Source organism: Actinomadura vinacea (assembly GCF_039532545.1).
GTDB classification, from domain to species: Bacteria; Actinomycetota; Actinomycetes; order Streptosporangiales; family Streptosporangiaceae; genus Spirillospora; species Spirillospora vinacea.
The window spans coordinates 157,896-179,553 of the sequence record NZ_BAAARW010000012.1 but is presented as its reverse complement, the minus strand read 5'-3'; the positions used below and the strand labels follow the sequence as shown (position 1 = coordinate 179,553).

Below are 21,658 nucleotides of genomic sequence, written 5' to 3'. Positions count from 1 at the left end.
CCGGTCACTCTGGGCGGGCGCCCTCGGAGGGGTAGTTGAGGCCCGCCTCCAGGAGTTCGAACGCGGCGTCCACCGCGTCCGACAGGCGTTCGAACCCCAGGCCGTCCGTGGTGAGCGCGTCGGCGGCGGCGTGGAAGGCCGCGATGACCGACGAGGCGACCACGTGCGGACGCAGGTCGGTGGCCGGGTCGGTGCCCATCCGGGCCGCGATCGCGCGGGTCAGGATGGCCTGCTTCTTCTGCGCGTGCTCCAGGCTGCCGGCCATCAGGTTGTCGCTGTCGGCGGTCAGCGTCATCATGCACTCGAAGCGGTCGGGGTCGAAGCCCAGGTCGCCGCGCTCGCAGGCGACGGCGATGCCCACCACGGCGCGGCGCACCGCGGTCAGGACGGGTTCGTCGGCGGGCCGGTCGGTGAGCGCCGACAGCATCGCGGCGTGCTGCTCTTCCTGGAAGGTGAGCGCCACGTCCTCTTTGGACGCGAAGTAGCGGAAGAAGGTCCGCGACGACACGTCCACCGCGTCGGCGATCTCCTCCACCGTGGTGCCGTCGAAGCCCTTCTCGGCGAAGAGCCGGAACGCGGCGTCGACCAGCGCCTCCCGGGTGCGCTGCTTCTTGCGTTCGCGCCGGCCCGCGGGGTGGGGGCCGGGACCCGCGGGGTGGGCCTCGGGGGCGGTCGCGGTCATGGCCGAAGTGTAACGACGCGGCGACCCGCTGCCAATCGTTCACCGGCGCGTATTGTCCGAAAGTGAAGCATGTCTCATGCTGACTCTTGTCCATTGACGACAAGTGTCACTTCATGACACTTTAGCCGCGTACTCGACCGCCTTCTCCCGTCCTGGAAAGGACGCCACATGTCGCAACCACCCGGGGCCGGCGTAGCCACGCCCGGCCCTCCGCTGCCCGCCGCGCCGCCCGACCGGGGCCGGCGCCGCGGCGGGCAGGGCCGCGCCGGTCATGGCCACCCCTGGCTCACCCTGGTCGCGGTCGCGCTCGGCGTGATGATGGTCGGCCTGGACGCCACCGTGGTGTCCATCGCCAACCCCGCCATCGCCCGAGACCTCGGCGCCGACCTGTCCGGGCTGCAGTGGGTCACCAACGCCTACCTGCTCACCATCGCGGTCACGCTGATCCCGGCCGGCAAGATCGCCGACCGGTTCGGCCGGCGCCGCACCTTCCTGGCCGGAGTGGTCGGCTTCGCCGTCTCCTCCGTGCTGATCGGGCTGTCCGGCGGCCTCGGCGCGGTCATCTTCTGGCGGGTCGTGCAGGGGTTCGCGGGGGCTCTCCTGCAGCCGGCCAGCCTCGCCATCCTGCGCAACACCTTCCCGGCCGAACGGCTCAACACCGCCATCGGAGTCTGGGGCGCCACCGTCGGAGTCTCCATCGCGGGCGGCCCCATCGTCGCCGGGCTCCTGATCGAGCACGTCAACTGGGAGTCGGTCTTCTTCCTCAACGCCCCGCTCGGCCTGATCGCCCTGGCCGTCGGCCTGTGGGTGATCCGCGAGTCCCGGGACGAGGACGCCGCCGGCTCGTTCGACCTGCCCGGCGTCGCGCTGCTCAGCGGCGGGCTGTTCGCCCTGGTCTGGGGGCTCATCAAGGCGGGCGAGGACGGCTTCGATGCGACCGTCCCGCTGGTGTCCTTCGGTGCCGCCGTCGTGCTGGGCGCCCTGTTCGTCCTGAACGAGCTGCGCGCCGAACGCCCGCTGCTGCCGCTGGGGCTGTTCCGCTCGGTGTCGCTGTCGGCGGCGACCGGGCTGATCGTGCTCGGTTTCTTCACGATGTTCGGCACGATCTTCTTCATCACCCTCTACCTGCAGCAGGTGCACGGGATGAGCCCGGTGGACGCGGGCGTGCGGCTGCTGCCGATGACCGCCGTGTTCATCGTCGCCTCACCCCTCGCCGGCGCGCTGACCAGCCGGTTCGGGCCACGGGTGCCGCTGGCGCTGGGAATGGCGTTCACCGGCACGGCGATGTTCGGCCTTTCCCGCATCGGGGTGGACGCCCCCTACGTCCAGCTGTGGCCGTGGTTCGTGCTGGTCGGGCTGGCGTTCGGGTTCGTGATGGTCGCCGGCACCGAGGCGATCGTCGGCAACGCCCCGCCCCAGCTGGCCGGCGTCGCGGGCGGCCTCCAGCAGACGGCGGCACAGGTCGGCGGGGTGCTCGGCACCTCCGTCCTGGGCACGATCCTGTCCACCCGCGTCGGCGACGTCCTCTTCACCCGGCTCACCGAGGCCGGCGTCCCCGCGCCCGCGGCCGGGCGGCTCGAGAGCACGGGCGGCCTGGTCTCCCAAGGCGTGGCACCCGTCCCACCCGGGACACCCGCACCCGCGGCCGAGGCCATCACCACCGGCAGCCACCTGGCCTTCATGGACGGCTTCCAATCGGCCCTGACCGTGGCGGGCGCCGTCGCGCTGGTGGCGATCCTGGCCGCGCTGCTCGTCCGCCGCGGCCAGTCGCCGGTCGAGGGCGCCGCCGCCCTCTGACCCCCGTCGTGACCGCACCCCCATGACCGGCGCGCCGCCCGTACCATGGCCGCCCGCTTGAACGGGCGGCGCGCCGCACCCAACGTCCGGCCGGAGTTACCCAAGTGCCGGCAAAGTACTTCTGGGGCGCCATAGACTGCCGCATGAGCGGAGGCCGGGGGCCGCGTAGGAAGGTCCATGATGGGCAAGCACAGCAAACCGCCCACGCGCACATGCCCAGGCTGCAACGGTTCTGGCGTCCACAGAGGCAACACCTGCGGCGTCTGCCGAGGCGAAGGGATGATCTGAGTTCGATGGCGACCTACCCCCCGGACGGATGCACGTTCGAGGTCACCTACACCCTCGGACGGCGCGGGATGGGGCATGAGTCGTTTCCCGACGTGTACGCACTCGGGCGCTGGTTCAAGGAGATGGAACGCCGCGGGGCGCTGGCGCCCGAGGACTTCCGCACTCCTGACGAGGACGGGCGCAACGGCTACCGCATCGTCTGCGTGACCGACAGCGAGCGCGTCGCCATCAGCTACTTCCACCCGCGGCTCGTGATGGGCCGCATCGAGGGCGCCGCCCACGCCGCGGCCGCCGACTGATCCGGGGGGCCGGTCAGCCGCTGGTCGTGGGGCTGGGGGCCGGGCCCGACGCCGGGCCCGGGTCCGGTTCGGGGCTGCCGGCCGGCGGGTCCGCGGGCGGCTGTGACGGGTCCGCCGGCGGTGCGGACGCGTCCGGCGGCTCCGAGGGCGCCGGGGAGTCCGAGGGCGCCGGGGAGTCCGAGGGCGCCGGGGAGTCCGAGGGCGTCGGCGGATCGGTGTCGTTGCCGGGGTCGGACGGTGCCGGGTCAGTGGGGGCCGGGTCATCGGGCGCCGGGGAACTGGGCGCCGGGGAACTGGGCGCCGGGGTGCTAGGTGCCGGGGCGCTCGGCCGGGTCGGCGAGTGCCGTGACGGCGGGGCGGCCTTCTCGGGTGTGCCGCTCCACGGCTGGTACGGAGCACCGCCCGTCCCGCTGTTCCCCTGCCCGCTGTTCCCCTGTACGGCGGGACGCCAGTTCTCGGTCGCCGGGCTGGGCACAGGGGCGGGGCCGCTGCCCGAGCCGCCACCCGAGCCGCTGCCGCCGCCGGTGTCGGGCTCGGGGGTCGGGTCGCCGGAGTCGGTGTCGATCCCGGACGGCGGCACCGCCTCAGTCTCCCCGTTCCCGGTGGACGGGACGGACGGGACGGACGGACCGCTCGCGCTGACGTCGTCGGTCTTGGCCGACGGCCACGCCACCAGCAGGCCGACCGCGACGGCGACCGACGCGGCCATCCCGGCCGCGCCGATCCCCTTGAGCCGGTTGCGGCGGGCGCGGTCCAGGTCCCGGTCCAGGTCGGACGGTGTGCCCGCGTCGGAGTCGATCACCACCAGCGGGTGAGTGGCGGCGGCCGCGCCCGCGGCCAGCACCTGGTCGCGCAGCCGGGACGGCGGCCGGGCGGGCGCGCGGCGGGCCAGCAGGTCCGGCAGCCGGTCCTGCTCGAACGCCGCGATCACGTCCGCGTGGTCGCCGGAGGCGCCGCTCATGAGCTGCTCCAGGACGGCGTGTTCCAGCCGGATCCGGGCGGCGTGCAGGAGCCCGAGGGTGGTTTCGGGCGCGATGCCGAGGACGCGGGCGATGTCGGGCATGTCCAGCCATTCGCCCGCGTACAGCAGCAGCGCCTCGCGGTGGGCGGGGCGCAGGTCGTCCGCCGCGCGCAGCAGCGGGTCGGCGGCCGCGGGCCGGGCGGCGCCGTGGAGAGGGCGGGCCGTTTCGCTGAACGCGCCGCGCCTGGCGCAGGCCGAACGTGACAGAGCGTAGAGCCGGAGCACGCTGTCGTCCCGCTGCGGTTGCCGTACCGTCGCGACGAAGGCGTCCCGGACCGCGTCCGCCGCGCCGTCGTCGCCGAGCAGTGACCAGCAGTGGGCCAGTAGGCGATCGGCGTGCGCGTCGTAGAGGGTTCCCAGGTCCGCACGCATGTGACCTCCCTGATGATCCTTTCCCGGCGCCCGCCTGGGGGTGGGGCTGTACCGGTGAGTAGCGGACTCTAGTGCATGAGGCGCAAGTCTGAGAAGTCCGAAATGTAGGAAGGTGTCTGATATCACGGAGGGTAATGGTTTGCCTGGCCCAGACCACGTTCACCGAGATTTCGGCAAGTTTCCGATGAATGTCTGATTGCTGATCCGGTTCACCAGGGAAGGTCTCGAACTCGCTGTCGGAGAAAGGGGGAGTTCCGTGACCCGACTCACGGTGGACGAGGTCTACCAGCACATACGCGGGGTCTGCTTCAAGAACGGCCCGCCCGGGACGGTCGGCGCGGAGACCGAGTGGTTCGTCCTCGACACCGCCGACCCCGCGGCCCCGGTCCCCGCCGCGCGGTCGCGCGCCCTGCTCGAGGACGCCGGACCGCTCCCGAACGGCTCGAAGATCACCTACGAGCCGGGCGGGCAGCTGGAGCTCAGCTCCGTCCCGTTCGCCGGCCCGGCCCGGCTGCACCGGGCGCTGGCCGCCGATCTCGACCACGTCCGCCGCGTCCTGGCCGGCGGCGGCCTCGCGCTGGCCGGCCACGGGGTCGACCCGGTGCGCCCGCCGCACTTCCAGGCCGACCACCCCCGCTACGCGTCCATGCGCAGCTACTTCGACTCGGGCGGGTTCGCCGACGCCGGGACGGCCATGATGTGCTCCACCGCCTCGGTCCAGGTGTGCCTGGACATCGGCGCCGACCCCGCCGACGCGGCGCGGCGGTGGCGGCTGGCGCACGCGCTCGGCCCGGTGCTGGTCGCGGCCTTCGCCAACTCGCCGCTGCACGCCGGGCGCCGCACCGGGCTGCGCTCGACCCGGCAGGCCGTCTGGAACGCGCTGGACCCGTGCCGCACGCTGCCCGTCCAGGCCGTCCGGGGCCGGGGGCCGGGCGGGGACGGCGACCCTTCGGCGGCGTGGGCCCGGTACGCCCTGGACGCCCGGATCATGGTGCTGCGCAGGCCCTCGGGCGAATGGGTGGCCGATCCCGGCATGACCTTCCGGGAGTGGCTGGCGACGGGCGAGCCGCGCCTGGAGGACTTCGACTACCACCTGTCGACCCTGTTCCCGCCGGTCCGGCCGCGCGGCTGGCTGGAGCTGCGCATGATCGACGCGCTGCCCGACCATTACTGGCCCGTCCCGGTCGCGGTGGCCACGGCCCTGCTGGACGATCCGCGGGCGTCCGCGGACGCGGAGGCCGCCACCGAGCCGGTCGCGGCCCTGTGGGACGAGGCGGCGCGGTGCGGGCTGACCAGTCCCGCCCTGGCCGAGGCCGCGCGCCTGTGCTTCACCGCCGCGCTGGGGGCGCTGCCGAGGCTGGGCGCGTCCGGACTCGTCCCGCTCGTGGACGAGTACACGCGGCGCTACGTGGAGAGAGGCCGATGCCCCGCCGACGACGTCCCCGGGGCCTTCGCCGGGGAACCCGACCTGCCCGAGGAGACGGAGACACTGACATGGCCGTGATGAGCGCCCCGGGCTCGCCCGGATCGCTGGACGAGCCCGCGCTGAAGGAGCTGATCGCCGACGAGCTGGCCGCGGTCCGGGACCGCAGCCTGGGGCTGACCACGGGGGCCTTGGACGCGGTGGGGCTGACCGAGCAGGTCTCGCCGCTGATGTCCCCGCTGGTCTGGGACCTGGCGCACGTCGGGAACTATGAGGAGCTGTGGCTGCTGCGGGCCGCCGCCGGCGTCGAGCCGATGCGGCCCGAGATCGACGACCTCTACGACGCGTTCGAGCATCCCCGCGCGGAGCGGCCGGCGCTGCCGCTGCTCCAGCCCGAGGAGGCCGGCGCCTACATTTCCGCGGTCCGTTCCAAGGTGCTGGACTCGCTGGGCTCGGTTCGCTTCGACCGGGCGAACCCGCTCACCAAAGGCGGTTTCGTGTACGGGATGGTCGTCCAGCACGAGCATCAGCACGACGAGACCATGCTCGCGACGCACCAGCTGCGCAAGGGGGCGCCGGCCCTGCTCGACCCGCCCGGCGCCCTCCTGGACGACCACAGCACCGGCGGGGCCGGCGAAGTGCTCGTCCAGGCGGGGCTGTTCGAGATGGGCACCTCGGACGACCCCTGGGCCTACGACAACGAGCGCCCCGGCCACTTGGTGGACCTGCCTGCCTACTACATCGACGTGGAACCGGTGACCAACGCCGCCTACATCGCGTTCATGGAGGCGGGCGGCTACGACCAACCGGACCATTGGGATCCCAAGGGGTGGCAGTGGCGGAACGAAAGCGGCAAGCGCGCACCGGCGTTCTGGTCGCGTGACGGGGGCGGGCATTGGCTGCGGCGCCGTTTCGGGCGTACCGAGCCCGTGCCGCTCAACGAGCCTGTGCAGCACGTGTGCTGGTACGAGGCGGACGCCTACGCGCGTTGGGCGGGCAAGCGCCTTCCCACTGAAGCGGAGTGGGAGAAGGCCGCACGCTGGGATCCGCTGGGCGGCCGTTCCCGCCGTTACCCGTGGGGCGACGTCTATGAGAACGGCCGAGCCAACCTGGGACAGCAACTGCTGCGTCCCGCAGAGGCGGGATCGTACGAGTCGGGGGCCTCGGCCTACGGAGTGCGCCGCCTCCTAGGGGACGTCTGGGAATGGACCTCCTCGGACTTCCACGGCTACCCGGGGTTCCGCTCGTTCCCCTACAGGGAGTACTCGGAGGTCTTCTTCGGTCCCGGCTACAAGGTTCTGCGGGGAGGCTCCTGGGCGACCCACCCGCTGGCCGTCCGGGGGACGTTCCGGAACTGGGACTACCCGATCCGGCGGCAGATCTTCACCGGTTTCCGCTGCGCCCGCACGGCCGAGGAGGTCCGCTGATGTGCCGGCATGTGGGATACCTGGGGTCGCCGCGCACGCTCGCGTCCCTCTTCTTCGAGGGGGAGTACTCGCTGGAGCACCAGTCGTACGCACCCCGCATGACCCAGGGCAACCTTCTCAACGCCGACGGGTTCGGCGCGGGCTGGTACCACGGCGACCGGAGCCGCGCGGTGCGGTTCCGGCGGGCGCAGCCGATCTGGGCCGACCCGTCGTTCCGCGAGATCGCCGAGGTGGTGGAGACGGGCTGCGCGGTCGCGGCGATCCGGTCGGCCACCGTCGGCTTCCCGGTGGACGAGTCGTGCGCCCAGCCCTTCCGCGCCGGCACCCCCGGCCGCTTCTTCAGCCACAACGGCAAGATCGAGGGGTTCGCGGGGATCGAGGGCAAGCTGCGCGAGCTGGCCGGGGACCTCGCCGCCGTCCCGGACGCGCGCGCCCCGGTCGACTCCGCGCCGCTCTTCGCCCTGGCCGCGCGGCTGTGGCAGGACGGCCGCCCGCTCGGCGAGGGCCTGGCCGAGGTCGTCGGCGAGGTCACCGCGCTGGCGCCCGGCCGCTACAACCTGCTCGCCGCCGACGGCACGGCGCTGGCCGCGACCACCTGGGGCGACTCGCTGTTCGTCCGGGAGCGCGGGCACACCTCCTGGCGGGTCGACGAGGCCACCGGGGCGCCGGTGAAGGACCGGCCCCGGCTCGCGGAGGTGTGGATCTCCTCCGAGCCGCTCGACGACGACCCCGGCTGGCGGCCCGTGCCCGAACGCTCGCTGGTGACCGCCGACCTGGAGTCCGGCGTCCGCATCACCCCGCTGTGACCCGACTCGCAAAAGGAGACGCCGTGGACCGGTTCCTGACCGCCGACGACCTCGCCAAGACGCTTCGCCAGGACGTCCGGGAGGGCCTGGAGGCCGTCCCCAAGACCCTGCCGCCCAAGTGGTTCTACGACGAGCGGGGCAGCGGGCTCTTCGAGGAGATCACCAAACTGGAGGAGTACTACCCGACCCGGCGCGAACGCGAGATCCTCATCGCCCGCGCACCCGAGATCGCCGCGGCCACGGGCGCGCGGACGCTGCTGGAGCTGGGCGCCGGCTCCGGCGAGAAGACCCGGCTGCTGCTGGACGCCCTGCACGGCACGCTCCGCTCGTACGTGCCGGTGGACGTCAGCGGCGACTTCCTGGAGGACGCCGCCCTGCAGATCGCCGCCGACCACCCCGGCGTGGCGGTGCGGCCCGTCGTCGCCGACTACGAGCAGCACCTGCACCTGCTGCCCAACGGGGAGCGGCGGCTGGTGGCCTTCCTCGGCGGGACGATGGGCAACATGCCGCCCGCCGCCCGCGCCGGGTTCCTGGCCGGGCTGCGCGCCACGATGGGCCCCGAGGACGCGCTGCTGCTGGGCGCCGACCTGGTCAAGGACGAGGCCCGGCTGGTCGCGGCCTACGACGACGCGGCCGGGATCACCGCCGAGTTCAACCGCAACGTGCTGCACGTGATCAACCGGGAGCTGGACGCCGACTTCGTGCCCGGCGCCTTCGAGCACGTGGCGGTGTGGAACGGCGCCGAGGAGTGGATCGAGATGCGGCTGCGCGCCACCGCCGGCCGGGCCGTCCGGATCGGCGGCCTGGACCTGGAAGTGGAGTTCGCGGCCGGGGAGGAGCTGCGCACCGAGATCTCCGCCAAGTTCCGCCGGGCCCGGCTGGAGGCCGAACTGGCCGCCGCAGGGCTGGAGCTGTCCGACTTCTGGACCGACGCCGCGGGCGACTTCTCCCTCAGCCTGGCCCGCTGTGTCTGATTCAACCCCGGCCCAGGATGCTCGCCTGGCGGCTCGCACCCTGACCGTGCTTGGTGCGAGCGCGACATCGCTTCGCGATCTGACCGGCGAGGCTCGCCTCCGGCGTCGCCTCCCCGGCCAGGTAGCGCGCTCGCGCGCCACCTGAGGTCACTTTGTCCGCGTGGGGACAGCTCAGGAGGACGTGGGGTGCTGGAGGCCTAGGCGCTTGAGGCTCTCGACCAGGCGGGTCGCCAGGTAGCGGTGGCCCTCCTGGTTGGGGTGCGTCCCGTCGCGCTGGATGAAGCGGGACGCGTTGCCCGTGCCGTGCGCCCGGTTCCCGGTGATCCACTGCTCGGCGATCGGGTCGATGAACGGCATGCCGAGTTGGTCGGCCACCCCGCGCAGCGCGTCCCGCACCGCGAGCGCCCCCCGCGGCGGCGCCTGGCTGCCCCAGATCGGCCCGAGCAGGGCGATCCGGGTGTTCGGCCAGCGCTGCCGGGCGCGTTCCAGCAGCTCGCGCGCCGCCGCCGCGACCTGCGGCGGCGGGTACGACCAGTCGTTGTGCCCGCCCGACACGATCAGCAGGTCGGGCGCCGGGCGCCAGCCGAGCTGGCTCTCGTACAGTGTCCCGAACGACTGCTGCACCTGGCCGCCGGCGAGGAACCCGGTGCCGCCGCGCCCCGCCAGGACGGGCTGCCAGCCGAGCAGCCGGGCGGTCGCGGCGGCGTAGGTGTACTCCGGGAGGCTGCCGCGCTCGCCGACGGTGTAGCTGTCGCCGAGGAACATCACCACCGGCGTGGCCGCCGCGACGGGCTTGGCGCCGGCCGCCACCGGGCTGGACCGCCGGGTCGGCTCGCCGGCGAACGCGCCGCACCCGGTCGCCGGAAAAGAGGCCAGGCACAGCGCAAGGATCGCCGCGCCGCGGCGGGCGCGGCGAGTTGTCATGGAGTGTCCACCCGGGTTTCCGTGATGAGGGTCGCCATGATTTTAGGAGAATCCGTGGCCGCGTGCGCACCGTCCGCGAACTCCCGTCCCGCCGGTCAGCCCTCACCTTCCGTTCACCGGGGGCTCACGCCGAGGTACCGATGTCGCCACCCGGCGGCGCAAAGGTCTCGCGGGTGATACGACACGACCGCCTCCGTGAATTGGACCTGCTGCGCTTCCTCGCGGCCATGGGGGTGGTGCTCTTCCACTTCACCGGGTTCAAGGGCGCGGGGCCCTGGCCGGAGCCGTCGCTGGAGCTGTTCCCGGGTGTGGGCGCGGTCACCCGGTACGGGTACCTGGGCGTCGACCTGTTCTTCATGATCAGCGGCTTCGTCATCCTGATGAGCGCGTGGGGCCGCAGCCCGGGCGAGTTCGGGGTCTCCCGGGTGGTGCGGCTGATGCCGGCGTACTGGGCGGGCGTCCTGCTCGGGCTGGTGGTCTACCTCGGGTTCCGGCTGGGCAACGGGGTGCCGGGGCTGGTGATGCCCAACCTGACCATGCTGCAGGCCGGGCTGGGGTTGAAGAACGTCGACCCGGTGTTCTGGACGCTCTGGGTGGAGCTGCACTTCTACGTGCTGATCGCCGTGCTGGCCGCGATCAAGATCAGCTATCGCAGCTGCCTGGTCTTCATGGCCGGCTGGACGCTGGCCGGGGTGTTCGCCGACGAGGCCGACAACAAGCTGCTCCAGGTGATGCTGATGCCGACCTGGAGCCCGTACTTCGTCGCCGGTATGGCGCTCTTCCTGATGTACCGGTTCGGCCCGACCCTGCTGCTGTGGGGGTTCGTGGGCGTGTCGTGGCTGCTGGCGATGCACTGGAGCGCGTGGCGCACCGGGCACGTCTTCACGACGGCGGACGAGAACGTCGTCGCGGTCGTGGTCACGCTGATCTTCGTGGTGATGATCCTGGTGGCGACCGGGCGGCTGCGGCGGCTGCGCTGGCGCGGGCTGACCGTGCTCGGGGCGCTGACCTACCCGCTGTACCTGACGCACTCGCAGGTCGCGCTGCCGCTGCTCGAGCACGCCTACCCGGGGCTGAACCGCTGGGCCGCCCTGGCGCTGGCGACCGCGGTCTCGCTGGCGGTGGCGTACGCGGTGTACCGCCTGGTCGAGAAGCCGGGCCAGAAGTGGATGCGGGCCAAGCTGCGCGAGTCGCTCGCGCCGATCCGCGCCGGCGATCGCGGCTCCGGGCGCGCGTCCGGGGACGAGGACGGCAAGGGCCGGGACAAGGCCGCCGTCCCCCCGCCCCGGCCTCCGGGCGTCCCCGGCGATGCGGCCGCGGACGGCTCCCCACCGGAACTCGTCCGCCCCTGACGTCCATCTCCGAGTTCCGCATGGCCTGGGGCGTGCCCTAGTTCGACGAGCCATGGTCATGGTTGAGCGTGCGGGACGGAGTCCGCGGTGAAGGGGCTCTTCCACCGGCGGCGGCCGGAACCCCGCCGTCCGGACGGCGGCGAGCGCCTGATGGTCGACGCCTGCGCGCACGACCCCGTGGCCGCCGACCTCCACGAGGCGCTGCTGCTCCAGGACCGCTGGTGGGTTTGTACCGGCGTCACTCTGGTATTACCACCGGCCCGACCCGCTGCTGGCCTTCCGGGAGTTGCGGGACCGCGTGCTCCGGATGTGATCGTCCGAAGAAAGTTCGCGCGAGGTGTGACGTTCTGGATGCGGAGCGCGCTGTGTTGAGTAGAGGGCGGGCCAGTCCGGTCAGAGCGGGGATCGGACGGCGCGCCCTCCCTAATGTCAGGTGGGGGTGTCCCGGGGGCGGAGCTCGTCGGCGTAGCTGACCGAGACGCGGCGCATGAGGCCGCCCTCCGTGATCGTGTACTGGCCGAGCCGCCACAGGGGCGGTGAATAGGCGTGGATGGACACGCTCGTGTCCGCCGCGCCCACGAGCCTGTGGATGTGGTCGGGGCCGAAGCAGAACGAGGTGTTCTCCGGCACCACCGTCTGGACGTGGGCCCCGCCTATGCGCGGGTTGCACTCCTCTAGGGCCCCGGACACGACCCGTACGGCTCCAGAGGACGTGTCGTGGTCGTGCCAGCCGGTGTCGTTCCGCGGGGTCCAGCACAGCACCCACACGTCGACGTGTTCGTCCCGGTGCAGCGAGGCATAGTGCCGCTCATCGTCGGAGAAGCGGACGTGCTGCCGCCACAGGTCGGGCCGTTCGGCCAAGGCGTCGACCAGGTCGCGCAGCTCGTGCTTGTCGAGGACTCGCCCAGGCAGCTTCCCCAGGCAGTCCGCCGCCGCCACGGGGGCGGCGTGGCCGGAGGTGCATCGGATGGCCTCAGCTGGCACTTTCGCTCCTTTCCAACCGCTACTGAACCGCATCAGTTAACCGTTTCAGTGAACCGGTTCAGAAGGCCGCGCGTCAACCGCCGCGCGGGTCGGGTGACAGCGTTCCGGCGTCCGGACCATTTAGGGTTGGAGGCGTGCCAGAACGGCGCAAGCGCGCGACCATCAGGGAGGTGGCGCAGGCGACGGGGCTGTCGCCTGCGGCCGTGTCGTACGCGCTGCGCGGCATCCAGACCTCCGAGGAGACCCAGGAGCGGGTCCGCGCGGCCGCCGACGAGCTGGGCTACGAGGCCCATCCGATCGCCCGCGCGCTGGCCAGCGGGCGCACCGGCATGGTCGGCCTGCTGTGCGGCTCGCTGGAGGACTACTGGCAGCAGTCGCTGGCCGTCGGCATCAGCCGCTCGCTGCTCGCCCGCGACCGCTACGCGCTGATCGTCGACGCCTTCAACGACCCGGACCGGGAGCTGGCGCTGGCCCGCCAGCTGCGCGACCAGCGGGTGGACGGGCTGATCGTGCAGTCCCTCGACCCGTCCGCGCCGCTGTGGCCCGAGCTGTCGGAGTCGCTGCCGGTGGTCTCCATCGGCGACGCGCTGCACGGCGGCCGGTCCCAGGGCGAGGTGGTGTTCGACAACCGGCGCGGCGTCACGCTCGCCCTGGAGCACCTGCGCGACCTGGGCCACCGGCGCGTCATGGTGCTCACGCCCACCCTGGACAGCACCCCCGACCGTCCCGCCGACGTGCACGTCAACGCCGAGGCGGAACGGCTAGGCCTGGAGGTCCGCGTCGTCGTGGCGCCCCAGTCGCTGGCCGAGACCACCGAGGCCGCCGTACGGGCCCTGCGCGGCCCCGACCGGCCCAGCGCCGTCTTCTGCTTCTCCGACTCCATCGCCTACGGCGTCTACGCGGCGACCCGCGTGCTGGGCCTGGCGGTGCCCGGCGACGTGGCGGTCTGCGGCTACGACAACCACCCGATGTCGGCCCTGCTGACCCCGCCGCTCACCACCGTCGACTGGGACATCGACGGCATCGTGCACTCGGCGGTGCGGCTGGTCGTCGACGTCATCGACGGCAAGCCGCGCAAGCGCCGCGTAGTCCGGGAGCCGTCCCTCCGCGTTCGCGAGTCCACCACAGGCGCCTAGCCTCAGGTGCCGCGCGAGCGCGCTACCTGGCCGGGGAGGCGACGCCGGAGGCGAGCCTCACCGGCCAGATCGCGAAGCGATGTCGCGCTCGCACCAAGCACGGTCAGGGTGCGAGCCGCCAGGCGAGCATCCTGGGCCGGGATTGCAATAAATTCAGGGCAGGAGGCGGGCCAGGGCGGGGAGGAGGTCGGCGGCGATGGCGATGTCGGTGTCCAGCGGACGGTCGTCCACCCGCGGGTCGAGGGCCTCGGCGGCCAGGTCGTAGGCCGCGCGCAGCGGGCCGCCCGCCGGGGGGCGGCCCTGCGTCCGCAGCGCGCGGACCGCCGCGACCACCTCGCAGCCCAGCGCGATCCGGTACGCCCCGAGGGCCTCGGTGGTGGCCCGCGCGGACTGGGTGGAGAACCCGGCGTGCTCCTCCACGCCGCGCGACAGCACCGCGCTGCCCAGCGCCGCCGGGGTGGCCAGCCGGCGGACGTCGGCAAGCGCGGAGTGCGCCACATACTCCAGGATCATGATTCCGGACGACGCCTCGGTCTCGCCCTGGAACGGGTAGAGCCCGGTGAACGACGGCTCGGACAGCGTGCCGAGCCGGGCCGCCGACAGCGCCATGGTCTGGAAGAGCGCGGCGCGGGCGGAGTCCAGCGCCAGCCCCGCGTAGGCGGTGTGGAAGTTGCCGTTGTGCCAGACGGCGTGGCCCGCCACGTCCACCAGCGGGTTCTCCGCCGCCGCGTTGATCTCCCGGGTGACGACGTCCTCGGCGTAGCCGCCCGCTTCCAGCGCGGGGCCGTGCACCTGCGGGAACGCCCGGTAGCCGTAGGGGTCCTGGATGCGCATCGGGGCGGGCAGTTCGAAGGCCAGCAGCGTCCGCATCGCGGTGGCGACCTCCTGCTGGCCCGGGTGCGGGCACGCCTCGTGCACGGCGGGCGCGTAGGCCTCCTCCGAGCCGTGCACGGCGTGCAGCGACAGCGCCGCCACGACGGTCGAGGCGGCCAGCAGGGTGCGCAGGTCGGTGACCGCCAGCGCGGCCTCCCCGAGCGTGGCGGCGTTGGAGCTGATGAAGGCCAGCGCGTCGGCCGAGCGCAGGGTGAAGCCCGGCCCGCGCTGCGGGGCGCCGTCCGGGGCGGGGAGCCAGTCGCGCTCGCCGAGCAGGCACAGCGCGGTGGAGGCCAGCGCGGTCAGGTCGCCGGTGCCGATCGCTCCGTACACCGGGACGGGCGGGAGCAGCCCCAGGTTGAGCGCGTCGGCGAGGGCGGCCAGCACGCCGGGGTCGACGCCGGAGCCGCCGGCGGCGATCTGGTTGAGGCGGACGGTCAGCATGGCCCGGACGATCTCCGGCGCGACCAGCGGCCCGGCGCCCGCCGCGTGGCTGCGCAGCAGCCGCAGCCCGTGCGCGTCGGTGTCCTCCCACTCCACGTCGACCTCGCGGTTGGCGCCGACCCCGGTGGTGCGGCCGTAGACCGGCCGCTCGGCGGCCACCTCGCGGGCCGTCCGCCAGGCCGCGCCGGCCCGCCGCACGCCCTCGGGCGACATGACGACCGTCACGTCCGCGCGGGCGGCGCGGGCGACGTCGGCACAGGTCAGCTCCGTGCCATCGATAACGATTCGGCTGTTCTCCACGGCTTTAAGGTACTTTCTTGGGTATTCAGGTCATTAAGCTGTAGATGCCACTTCCGGCTCCGACCGCTACCGGCGGTGCGTGGGACAGACAGTGTCGAAGCACTACGGTTGGGTGAAAACCGGATCCGAACATCACCATGACAGCGAGCGGACGAACGGCGTTGCACCAACGCCCAACGAGGACGTGAAACGTTTGATCACCTTTGCGGGCGTGACCAAGCGCTACCCCGACGGCACCGTCGCCGTCGACCATCTCGACCTGGAGGTCCCCGCGGGCCGGATCACCGTCCTGGTCGGCCCCTCGGGCTGCGGCAAGACCACCTCGCTGCGCATGGTCAACCGCATGGTGGAGGCGACCGAGGGCACCGTCGCGATCGACGGGAAGAACGTGCGCGACATCGACCCGCCCACGCTGCGCCGCGGCATCGGCTACGTCATCCAGCAGGCCGGGCTGTTCCCGCACCGCACCATCGTCGACAACATCGCCACCGTGCCGTACCTGCTGGGCTGGGACAAGAAGAAGGCCCGCGCCCGCTCGCACGAGCTGATGGAGCGGGTCGGCCTCGACCCCAAGCTCGCCGGCCGCTACCCGGCGCAGCTGTCGGGCGGGCAGCAGCAGCGCGTCGGGGTCGCCCGCGCGCTGGCCGCCGATCCGCCGATCATGCTGATGGACGAGCCGTTCAGCGCCGTCGACCCGATCGTCCGCGCCGGGCTCCAGGAGGAGTTCCTGCGGCTGCAGGACGAGCTCGAGAAGACGATCGTGTTCGTCACCCACGACATCGACGAGGCCGTCAAGCTCGGCCACCGCATCGCGGTGTTCCAGGTCGGCGGGCGGCTCGCGCAGTACGCCACCCCCGAGGAGCTGCTGGCCGATCCCGCCGACGACTTCGTCCGCGACTTCCTGGGCGGCGAGCGCGGCATCAAGCGGCTGCGCTTCTTCCAGGAACTGGACGCCGAGCAGGCGCGGGACGAGGCCGCCGACCCCGCCGCGGTGGCGGACCGGTGATCCCGCTGACCCTCGCCCAGGACGGCGAGCCGCTGATCCGGTGGGACTGGATCGGCCGCAACCTGGACGGCGACATCGCCGAGGCGTTCCAGGAGCATCTGATCCTGTCGTTCACCCCGGTGCTGCTCGGGCTGCTGATCGCGCTTCCGGTCGGGCTGGCCTGCGCGCGCTGGCGGCGCGCCTACCCGCCGGTGCTGGCCGCGACCAGCGTGCTGTACGCGGTCCCGGCGATCGGGCTGTTCGTGATCTTCGTGGCGTTCACCGGGCTGACCTACCCGACCGTGATCGTCCCGCTGGCGCTCTACACGCTGTCGGTGCTGGTGCCCAGCGTGGTGGACGGCCTGCGCGCGGTGCCCGACCACGTGCGGCAGTCGGCGGTCGCGATGGGCTTCGGGCCGCTGCGCCGGCTGGTGCGGGTGGAGCTGCCGATCGCGGTGCCGGTGGTGATGGCCGGGCTGCGGGTGGCCACGGTCGCCAACATCAGCCTGGTGAGCGTGGGCGCGCTGATCGGGATCGGCGGGCTGGGCCAGCTCATGGTGAAGGGGATGAAGTGGCCCGGCGGCGGGTTCACCACCCCGATCGTCGTGGCGATCATGCTGATCATCCTGCTGGCGCTGGTCGCCGACCTGCTCCTGCTGCTCGTCCAGCGGCTGCTCACGCCCTGGGAACGCGCCGGACGCGTCCGCAGGCCCAGGCGTGACAGCGCCGGCGCCGCCGAGCCGAAGGGGATCCGGTGAACGCGATCTGGGAGGCGCTGGGCTGGTTCGGCCAGTCGGCGCAGTGGTCCGGGGCCGACGGCATCCCCACCCGGCTGCTGGAGCACCTGTGGTACTCGCTGCTGGCGTTCGCGGTCACGACGGTGATCGCGCTGCCGCTCGGCCTGGTCCTCGGGCACCTGCGCCGGGGGCGGCCCGCCGCCGTCGCGGGGTTCCTGGTGCTGTCCTCGGCGAACGCGGCGCGCGCGCTGCCCACCCTGGGCCTGCTCATCCTGGCGGTGATCGTCACGACCGCCGGCGACCTGGTGCCGATCCTCATCCCGCTGGTCGCCCTCGCGATCCCGCCGGTGCTGGTCAACACCTACGCGGGCGTCCAGCAGGTGGAGGCGGGGCTGCGGGACGCGGCCGAGGGCATGGGCATGACCGGCCGCCAGGTGATGCTGCGGGTCGAGCTGCCGGTGGCGCTGCCGCTGGTCCTGCTGGGCCTGCGCACGGCGCTGATCCAGATCATCTCGACCGCGACCATCGCCGCGTACGTCGGGCTGGGCGGCCTGGGCCGCTACATCGTCGACGGCTACTCGCGGCAGAACTACGACAGCATGGCGGGCGGCGCGATCCTGGTGATCGTGCTGGCCGTCCTCACCCAGGTCGCCTTCGCCGGCCTGTACCGGTACGCCGTGTCAGCGGGGGTGCGGCAGCGTGCGGCGGTGTCCTGACGCCGGAGCCCGCGCCGTTTCAGCATCCCGACCCCGGGCGCGCAGGAGCGTCCGGTCCCCGGAGGAAGGAACACCAGATGTCCCGGAAGATTCGTGGTGCCGCCGCGCTGGCCGCCGCCGTGCTGGCGCTGGCAGGCTGCGGCGGCGGGGGCGACAGCGATCCGCTGAGCGGCGGTGACGGGGGCGGCTCCAAGATCACCATCGGCGGCGCGGACTTCCCCGAGAGCGGCCTGATCGGCGAGATCTACGCGCAGGCGCTGGAGGCCAAGAAGGTCAAGGTCGAGCGCAAGTTCCAGATCGGCTCGCGCGAGGTCTACTTCGACCAGGTCAAGAGCGGCGCCATCCAGGTGTTCCCCGAGTACAACGGGGCGCTCCTGGCCCACGTCGACAAGGAGAACCCGGCCAGCACCACCCAGGCGGTGGACACGGCGCTCCGGCAGAAGCTGCCGCCCGAGCTGGAGGTGCTGGAGCCCTCGCCGGCCGAGAACAAGGACTCGCTGGTGGTCACCTCCGCCACCGCGACCAAGCACAAGCTCACCACGATCGAGGACCTCAAGCCGGTCGCCGGCCAGCTGGTCGTGGGCGGGCCGCCGGAGTTCAAGGAGCGGCAGCAGGGCATCGTCGGGCTGGAGAAGGTGTACGGGCTGAAGTTCAAGCAGTTCAAGTCGCTGGACACCGCGGGCCCGATCACCGTGTCCAACCTGCAGAAGGACCAGATCCAGGCCGCGGACCTGTTCTCCACCGACGCCGCCATCAAGAAGAACGGCTTCGTGGCGCTGCAGGACCCCAAGAACGTGTTCGGTGCCCAGAACGTGCTGCCGCTGGTCTACAAGTCCAAGGTGAACGACACGGTCCGCAACACGCTCAACGCCGTCTCGGCCAAGCTGACCACGGCCGGGCTGCTGGAGATGAACACCGAGATCTCCGAGAAGAAGACCGACCCGGAGACCGTGGCCAAGAACTGGCTCAGCAAGAACGGCCTCGGCTGACGGTGGCGGGCGGCCACCGAGCCCGGCGGCGGCCGCCCGCCCGCACCACCCCGACCAGGGCGGGACGGCCCTCCCGCCAGAACCAAGCGGACCCGCTCTGGGTCACAGGTCGTACGTGCCGCTCACCACGCGGAGATGGAACGCGCGCCACTCTGCTTTGCTGGGACGCATGCTCGACGACATGCTCGAACGCCTTCTGTCCGGGGACGGCGGCCTGGCCGCCGATCACGTGGGGCTCGGCATGCTGCTGGCCGAGGCCCACAACCAGAGCCGGGAGCGGCTGGACCAGGCGCTGCGCCCGCTGGGAATCAACGTCCGCGGATTCGCCGTGATGCTCGCGCTGCCGATGTACGGCCCGGTCAGCCAGCGGGACCTGATCGGCCATATCGGCATCGACAAGTCCACGATGGTCCGGCTCATCGACGAGCTTGAGGACAGGGGGCTGGTCTCCCGCGAGCGGGTGCCGCAGGACCGGCGCGCGTACTCGATCGCGCTGACGCGCCGCGGCGAGCAGACCCTGACGAGGGCACGGCGGGCCGCCGAACAGGTGGGCGGGCACATCTTCGGCCGGTTCACCGAGCCAGAACGCCGGCACCTCGTCGATCTGCTACGCCGCCTGGCCGAGCCCACCGACCCGCACCCGCCGTGATCACCCGATCGCGCCGCAGCCAAGCGACGTCCCGTCGGGCTCAGCGTTCGGTACTTGCCTGGGGTGGGTGGCCGCCGAGGCGGGTGGTGAGGTCGGCGGCGGTGGCGCGGATCTGGGCGGCGAGCCGCGGCCAGCCCTCCTCGGGACGGCTCTCCCGCCGGAACGTCACCGTGATCGCGGCCGTGGGATGCCCGGTGTGGTCGAACGAGCAGGCCGCGATGCTGGCCAGGCCCTCGGTGATGTAGCCGTCCTCCGTCGACCAGCCGCGCCGGGCGTCCTCGGCCAGGCCGCGGCGCAGCTCGCGGAGGGACGTGGGGCCATGGCCCGTGCGGTCCACGAATGGCCCGGGGAACAGCGCCCTGACCTGCGCGGGCGGCAGGTGCGCGAGCATCGAGCGGCCGCTGGCGGTGAGCTGTGCGGGCATCCGCACGCCCACGTCGGTGACAAGGGTGGCGTGTCTTGGGGGTTGCTCTTTCAGCAGGTAGAGGGTCTCGGAACCGTGCAGGACGCCGAGCTGGGCGATCTCGCCGACCCGGTCGACCAGGCGGCGCAGCAGCGGGCGGGCGAGCCGTTCCAGAGGGCCGTGCCGCAGGTAGGCCGAGCCGATCTCGAACGCCGCGACGCCCAGACCCCAGCGCCGGTCCTCGGGCACGTAGGCGACGAAACCGTCCTCGGCCATCGCGGTCAGGAGGTGGTAGGTGCTGGAGCGCGGGAGCCCCAGCTCGCGTGCGATCGCGGAGGCGGGCAGCGGGCCGGCCGCCCCGGCCAGCAGCCGCAGCACCGCCAGCGCCCGCCGAGCTGCCGGAACCTGTCCCATCCGGGCATTGTCTCGTATTTGAGACACAATGCGCGCTGCGGGCCTCCTCCTGGCCGTGCGCCCGCCGTTCCAATGGTGGGTATGGAGGTCGTCGAGGGGGGAGTGCGGTGAGCAGCGGGAAAGCGCGCGTCGAGGTCGGCCCGGAACCGCCGGCCTTCGATCAGGTCGTCGCGGTGGCACGGGACGGCGCCGGCGTCGAGCTGACCGACGAGGCGCTCAAGCTGATCGGGGCGTCCCGCGCGCACATCGACGAGCTGGCCGCGCGCCCGACCCCGGTGTACGGGGTGTCGACCGGCTTCGGCGCGCTGGCCACCCGGCACATCGCGCCCGAGCTGCGCGCACAGCTCCAGCTGAACATCGTCCGGTCGCACGCCGCCGGGTCCGGGCCGGAGGTGGAGCGGGAGGTGGTCCGGGCGCTGATGCTGCTGCGGCTGCGCACCCTCGCCACCGGGCGCACGGGCGTCCAGCCGGTCACCGCGCGGACCCTGGCCGCGCTGCTGAACGCGGGCATCACGCCGATCGTCCACGAGTACGGCAGCCTCGGCTGCTCCGGCGACCTGGCCCCGCTCGCGCACGTCGCGCTCGCGCTCATCGGCGAGGGGGACGTGCGGGACGCCGCCGGCGAGCTCAGGCCCGCCGCGGAGGCGCTCGCCGCCGCCGGGATCGCCCCGGTCACGCTGGGCGCCAAGGAGGGCCTCGCGCTCCTCAACGGCACCGACGGCATGCTCGGCATGCTGGTCCTGGCCATGCACGACCTGCGCCGCCTCCTCACCAACGCCGACCTGGCCGCCGCGATGACCGTCGAGGCGCTGCTGGGCACCGACCGGGTCTTCGCCGCCGACCTGCAGGAGCTGCGCCCGCATCCCGGGCAGGGCGTGTCGGCCGCCAACCTGCGCGCGCTGCTGGCCGACTCGGAGATCATGGAGTCGCATCGCGGGCCCGACTGCACCCGCGTCCAGGACGCCTACTCGCTGCGCTGCTCCCCGCAGGTGAACGGGGCGGCCCGCGACACCCTCGCGCACGCCGAGCTGGTCGCCTCGCGCGAGCTTGCCTCGGCCGTCGACAACCCGGTGGTGCTGCCCGACGGGCGGGTGGAGTCCAACGGCAACTTCCATGGCGCGCCCATCGCCTACGTGCTGGACTTCCTGGCGATCCCCGTCGCGGACGTGGCCTCGATGTCCGAGCGGCGCACCGACCGGATGCTCGACCGGGCCCGTTCGGGCGGGCTCCCGGCGTTCCTGGCCGACGACCCCGGCGTCGACTCCGGCCACATGATCGCCCAGTACACCCAGGCCGCGATCGTGTCCGAGCTCAAGCGGCTGGCGGTGCCCGCCTCCGCCGACTCCATCCCCAGCTCGGCGATGCAGGAGGACCACGTCTCGATGGGCTGGAACGCCGCCCGCAAGCTGCGCCGCGCGGTGGACGGGCTCGCCCAGGTCGTCGGCATCGAGATCCTCACCGCCGCGCGCGCCCTCGAACTGCGCCGCCCGCTGCGCCCCGGGCCCGCCACCGCCGCGGTCGTCGCGGCGCTGCGCGAGCACGTCCCCGGCCCCGGGCCCGACCGCCACCTGGCCCCCGAGATCGCCGCCGCCACCGCACTCGTCCGGGACGGCGGCCTGGTCGCGGCGGCCGAAGCCGTCACCGGCCGCCTCTCCTAAGGAGC

19 protein-coding genes and 1 pseudogene are annotated in these 21,658 nt (G+C 72.9%); 14 read left to right on the top strand and 6 right to left on the bottom strand.

Annotation, left to right across the window (positions count from 1 at the left end; all coding sequences use genetic code 11):
* Positions 1–4 precede the first annotated feature (4 nt).
* Positions 5–682 (bottom strand): TetR family transcriptional regulator, encoded by a 678-nt coding sequence (locus ABD340_RS16125; RefSeq protein ID WP_344589777.1) that lies wholly within the window; start codon positions 680–682, stop codon positions 5–7.
* 168 nt (positions 683–850) lie between these two features.
* Between ABD340_RS16125 and ABD340_RS16120 the strand changes: the two genes are divergently transcribed.
* Entirely contained in the window at positions 851–2,479 is a 1,629-nt protein-coding gene (locus ABD340_RS16120) for an MFS transporter (protein ID WP_344589776.1), read from the top strand.
* A 293-nt stretch (positions 2,480–2,772) separates the two neighbouring features.
* The gene (locus ABD340_RS16115) at positions 2,773–3,066 is read left to right on the top strand and encodes a hypothetical protein (protein WP_344589775.1); all 294 of its coding nucleotides are present in this window, start codon (positions 2,773–2,775) and stop codon (positions 3,064–3,066) included.
* A 13-nt stretch (positions 3,067–3,079) separates the two neighbouring features.
* Here ABD340_RS16115 and ABD340_RS16110 read toward each other — a convergent pair whose 3' ends face one another.
* The gene (locus ABD340_RS16110) at positions 3,080–4,459 is read right to left on the bottom strand and encodes a hypothetical protein (protein WP_344589774.1); all 1,380 of its coding nucleotides are present in this window, start codon (positions 4,457–4,459) and stop codon (positions 3,080–3,082) included.
* Positions 4,460–4,715: 256 nt separating this feature from the next.
* Here ABD340_RS16110 and egtA point away from each other — a divergent pair, with 256 nt between their 5' ends.
* From egtA to egtD, 4 genes are read left to right on the top strand one after another with little or no spacing between them, the layout of a single operon-like run.
* Positions 4,716–5,963: an ergothioneine biosynthesis glutamate--cysteine ligase EgtA gene (gene egtA / locus ABD340_RS16105; protein WP_344589773.1), complete on the top strand. Its 1,248-nt coding sequence runs from the start codon at positions 4,716–4,718 to the stop codon at positions 5,961–5,963.
* Positions 5,954–7,309, top strand: a complete 1,356-nt coding sequence (gene egtB / locus ABD340_RS16100; RefSeq protein ID WP_344589772.1) for an ergothioneine biosynthesis protein EgtB — start codon at positions 5,954–5,956, stop codon at positions 7,307–7,309. Before egtA ends, egtB begins: the two co-directional genes overlap by 10 nt.
* The gene (gene egtC / locus ABD340_RS16095) at positions 7,309–8,115 is read left to right on the top strand and encodes an ergothioneine biosynthesis protein EgtC (protein ID WP_344589771.1); all 807 of its coding nucleotides are present in this window, start codon (positions 7,309–7,311) and stop codon (positions 8,113–8,115) included. Before egtB ends, egtC begins: the two co-directional genes overlap by 1 nt.
* A 23-nt stretch (positions 8,116–8,138) precedes the next feature.
* Positions 8,139–9,089, top strand: coding sequence for an L-histidine N(alpha)-methyltransferase (gene egtD / locus ABD340_RS16090; protein WP_344589770.1), 951 nt, complete (start codon positions 8,139–8,141; stop codon positions 9,087–9,089).
* Positions 9,090–9,260: 171 nt separating this feature from the next.
* On the opposite strand, the gene ABD340_RS16085 is transcribed toward egtD, so the two are convergent.
* On the bottom strand, positions 9,261–10,013 hold the full coding sequence (locus ABD340_RS16085; protein ID WP_344589769.1) for an SGNH/GDSL hydrolase family protein: 753 nt from the start codon (positions 10,011–10,013) through the stop codon (positions 9,261–9,263).
* A 173-nt stretch (positions 10,014–10,186) separates the two neighbouring features.
* Here ABD340_RS16085 and ABD340_RS16080 point away from each other — a divergent pair, with 173 nt between their 5' ends.
* Complete coding sequence (locus ABD340_RS16080) at positions 10,187–11,365, top strand: acyltransferase family protein (RefSeq protein ID WP_344589768.1); 1,179 nt, start codon at positions 10,187–10,189, stop codon at positions 11,363–11,365.
* 429 nt (positions 11,366–11,794) lie between these two features.
* On the opposite strand, the gene ABD340_RS16075 is transcribed toward ABD340_RS16080, so the two are convergent.
* Entirely contained in the window at positions 11,795–12,349 is a 555-nt protein-coding gene (locus tag ABD340_RS16075) for a cysteine dioxygenase (RefSeq protein WP_344589767.1), read from the bottom strand.
* A gap of 134 nt (positions 12,350–12,483) precedes the next feature.
* On the opposite strand from ABD340_RS16075, the gene ABD340_RS16070 reads away from it, so the two are divergent.
* On the top strand, positions 12,484–13,485 hold the full coding sequence (locus tag ABD340_RS16070; protein WP_344589766.1) for a LacI family DNA-binding transcriptional regulator: 1,002 nt from the start codon (positions 12,484–12,486) through the stop codon (positions 13,483–13,485).
* Between the two features lie 153 nt (positions 13,486–13,638).
* Here the strand turns inward: ABD340_RS16070 and ABD340_RS16065 are convergent, their stop codons facing one another.
* Positions 13,639–15,102: an aromatic amino acid ammonia-lyase gene (locus ABD340_RS16065; protein WP_344589765.1), complete on the bottom strand. Its 1,464-nt coding sequence runs from the start codon at positions 15,100–15,102 to the stop codon at positions 13,639–13,641.
* Between the two features lie 193 nt (positions 15,103–15,295).
* Here ABD340_RS16065 and ABD340_RS16060 point away from each other — a divergent pair.
* The 5 genes and pseudogenes from ABD340_RS16060 to ABD340_RS16040 form a co-directional block, all read left to right on the top strand.
* Positions 15,296–16,084, top strand: a pseudogene (locus ABD340_RS16060) (ABC transporter ATP-binding protein); the annotation flags it as partial.
* Positions 16,085–16,104: 20 nt separating this feature from the next.
* Entirely contained in the window at positions 16,105–16,845 is a 741-nt protein-coding gene (locus ABD340_RS16055; RefSeq protein WP_344589764.1) for an ABC transporter permease, read from the top strand.
* Entirely contained in the window at positions 16,842–17,540 is a 699-nt protein-coding gene (locus tag ABD340_RS16050; protein WP_344589763.1) for an ABC transporter permease, read from the top strand. The genes ABD340_RS16055 and ABD340_RS16050 overlap by 4 nt, the downstream gene beginning before the upstream one ends.
* 77 nt (positions 17,541–17,617) lie before the next feature.
* Positions 17,618–18,529 carry an ABC transporter substrate-binding protein gene (locus ABD340_RS16045; protein ID WP_344589762.1) on the top strand — a complete coding sequence of 304 codons (912 nt, stop codon included), beginning with the start codon at positions 17,618–17,620 and terminating at the stop codon, positions 18,527–18,529.
* Positions 18,530–18,698: 169 nt separating this feature from the next.
* A complete protein-coding gene (locus tag ABD340_RS16040) occupies positions 18,699–19,178 on the top strand; it encodes a MarR family winged helix-turn-helix transcriptional regulator (RefSeq protein WP_344589761.1) in 480 nt (159 codons plus the stop codon).
* A gap of 40 nt (positions 19,179–19,218) precedes the next feature.
* Here ABD340_RS16040 and ABD340_RS16035 read toward each other — a convergent pair whose 3' ends face one another.
* Complete coding sequence (locus ABD340_RS16035) at positions 19,219–19,995, bottom strand: IclR family transcriptional regulator (protein ID WP_344589760.1); 777 nt, start codon at positions 19,993–19,995, stop codon at positions 19,219–19,221.
* Between the two features lie 107 nt (positions 19,996–20,102).
* On the opposite strand from ABD340_RS16035, the gene hutH reads away from it, so the two are divergent.
* Positions 20,103–21,653, top strand: a complete 1,551-nt coding sequence (hutH, locus tag ABD340_RS16030; RefSeq protein WP_344589759.1) for a histidine ammonia-lyase — start codon at positions 20,103–20,105, stop codon at positions 21,651–21,653.
* The last annotated feature ends 5 nt before the right edge of the window (positions 21,654–21,658 follow it).